The 887-nt window shown below is 62.5% G+C and carries 1 protein-coding gene; it reads left to right on the forward strand.

Annotation, left to right across the window (positions count from 1 at the left end):
* Positions 1–585 precede the first annotated feature (585 nt).
* Positions 586–807 (forward strand): hypothetical protein, encoded by a 222-nt coding sequence (locus BGN95_RS07175; protein ID WP_062121690.1) that lies wholly within the window; start codon positions 586–588, stop codon positions 805–807.
* Positions 808–887 lie beyond the last annotated feature (80 nt).

Here is an 887-nt window from a genome sequence, read left to right on the forward strand (position 1 = left end):
CCGGCCTGATGATCCTTCATCATCTGATCGTGCATCTGCTGCCCGCCATGATCCATGCCCTGCTGGTGGGCATGGGCCGGCGCAGTCTGCGCGGGCGCGGGCGTCGACTGGGCGAGAGCGGTGCCGGCGGCGAAGGTTAGCGTCGCGAAGAGGCTGATGGTCGCCGCGCGAAATGTCGTCTGTCGCATTGAGGGTCTCCGAGTGTTCGTCCTGTTGCCCGGTCGACGTTCCGATCCCGGCAATTCCGAAGCTTCAATGCTGCTAGCGAGACGCAGTCTGTATACGTAACTTACGAATCCGCTTTGGATCGCGACAAGCATGAGCGGGATCGTGCGGGGTGGACCATGGCCCAAGTTCAAGCGAATTCATGATCCCGCTTGATGGCGGCCGGCAGCGAAGTGCAAAAGCCAATTGGCCCGCCGTGGGAGAACGGCGGGCCAAAGCTGCGGTTGAACTAGGCCACGGTCGTTGGCCGCCCAGCCTCGTGGTCGGAGCTGGCTTAATGCAGGGTCAGCAACCGCCCCGCGACCTATGCAACATGCGGGAGGCTCCGTCCTGGGTTCCCATCTCCCGCATAGCGATCCGATGGTCCTGCATCATCTCACCGTGCATCCGTACTTCGCGGTGTCGCATTCCTTGCATCTGGGCCGTGTCGGACCGAGCCGGCGCCGGCTTCGCCTTGAGCGTCTGTTCAAGGTCGGGCATGCCCGGCGGCATCCCATCGGCGAGAACTGGCCCGGCGCCGACGGCAAGGACGCCAAAGGCTGCGAGCGAAGCGATAATCGCTGCTTTCTTGCGCAAATATGATTCCTTCAAGTCTGAGTTTCAGTTCGACCGGACACATGCCCGGTCGATTCTCGCTCCCCAGGGAGCTTGCCGTTGAGATG

The organism is Sphingomonas sp. 66-10, from assembly GCF_001897045.1.
Classification (GTDB): Bacteria; Pseudomonadota; Alphaproteobacteria; order Sphingomonadales; family Sphingomonadaceae; genus Sphingomonas; species Sphingomonas lycopersici.

What these genes read in the sequence shown, in the direction of transcription:
- BGN95_RS07175 (WP_062121690.1), top strand. Translation starts at nt 586, where the DNA reads ATGGTCCTGCATCATCTCACCGTGCATCCGTACTTCGCGGTGTCGCAT.